Below are 1,200 nucleotides of genomic sequence, written 5' to 3'. Positions count from 1 at the left end.
GCAATGGGGTATGGCAGGCCAACATCGGCCTGTCGGCAGTGAAGACGGCTGATCCGGCGATCCTGTTCGCCAACGTCGGCTACATCCATTCCTTCCCGCGCAGCTTCGACGACCTGGACGCGAATCCGGACACGGTCAATCCCGGGGAGGTGAAGCTGGGTGGGTCGTATTACTTCGGTGCGGGGGTGGCGTTCGCGTTCAATGAACGCACCAGCCTGAGCATTTCCTTCAGCGACAAGTTGAGCAGCCGCGCTTCCACCCGCTACCGCAACGGCCAATGGCTGAAGGTGATTGGCAGCGACGCCAACGCCGGCACGCTCAATCTGGGCATTACCTACGCGCTCAACCGCAACACCACCCTGGTCAGCATGCTCGGGATCGGCCTCACCCCGGACGCGCCGGACTTCACCCTGGCCTTCAAGGTGCCGTACATGCTGTGAGCGCATCGACGCACGGCATGTACGGGTGTGCGTTCCGCCTGGACCGCTGCGCCTTCGGCGCGCGACGTGCGTTGCCGGAGGCCTATGCACTGCACCTGACCCCGCGCATTCGCGCGCCCTCTTCAACAAAGGGGCCTCCTCCTCGGATGGAACTGCGGAAGGAGCTGGATGGTTTTTCGGTTCAGCGCAGCTCGGGCAGGGCCAGCTGATGTTTGCGGCAGAGGCGGTAGACGGTGACGCGTGAGACCTGCATGTGCCGTGCGCAGGCGGTGATGTTGAAATCGCTCTGGCGCAGGGCGCGCAGCAGGGTTTCGCGTTCGGCGAGTTGGCGCGCGTCGTGCAGCAGCTTCTGCGGTACGTGCGGCTGCGCCGGTACCAGTTCCAGATCGGCCACGCCGATCAGCTCAGCGTCGGTGACGATCGCTGCGCGTTGTACGCGGTTGAGCAGTTCGCGCACGTTGCCCGGCCAACTGAAGCGCTCCAGCGCACGTCGTGCCTCCGCACTGAAGCCGCGGGCGCGGGTGACGTGGCGATCGCGGAAGGTCGCCAGGAAGTGGTGCGCCAGCAGCAGGATGTCGCTGCTGCGATCGCGCAATGGCGGCAGCGGCAGGCGCAGGACATTCAAGCGGTAGAACAGGTCGCGGCGGAACTGCCCATGCTCGACGGCCTGCTCGAGGTCGACGTGGGTGGCGGCCAGGACCCGTACGTCCACGGCCAGGGGCCGGTTGCTGCCGACGCGCTCGACGGTGCCTTCCTGCAG

1 protein-coding gene and 1 pseudogene are annotated in these 1,200 nt (G+C 66.0%); one reads left to right on the top strand and one right to left on the bottom strand.

The window, feature by feature from the left end:
- Positions 1 to 440: pseudogene (locus ACXJKH_RS20855) on the top strand (hypothetical protein); the annotation flags it as partial.
- 181 nt (positions 441 to 621) lie between these two features.
- On the opposite strand, the gene ACXJKH_RS20850 reads toward ACXJKH_RS20855, so the two are convergent.
- Positions 622 to 1,200, bottom strand: a 579-nt coding sequence (locus ACXJKH_RS20850) for an AAA-type ATPase lid domain-containing protein (RefSeq protein ID WP_457322240.1), incomplete at its 5' end; no start/stop codon positions are given.

The sequence above is a fragment of the Stenotrophomonas sp. P5_B8 genome (genome assembly GCF_054049855.1).
The sequence above is the reverse complement of the archived record's forward strand: the minus strand, read 5'-3'. Positions and strand labels throughout refer to the sequence as shown.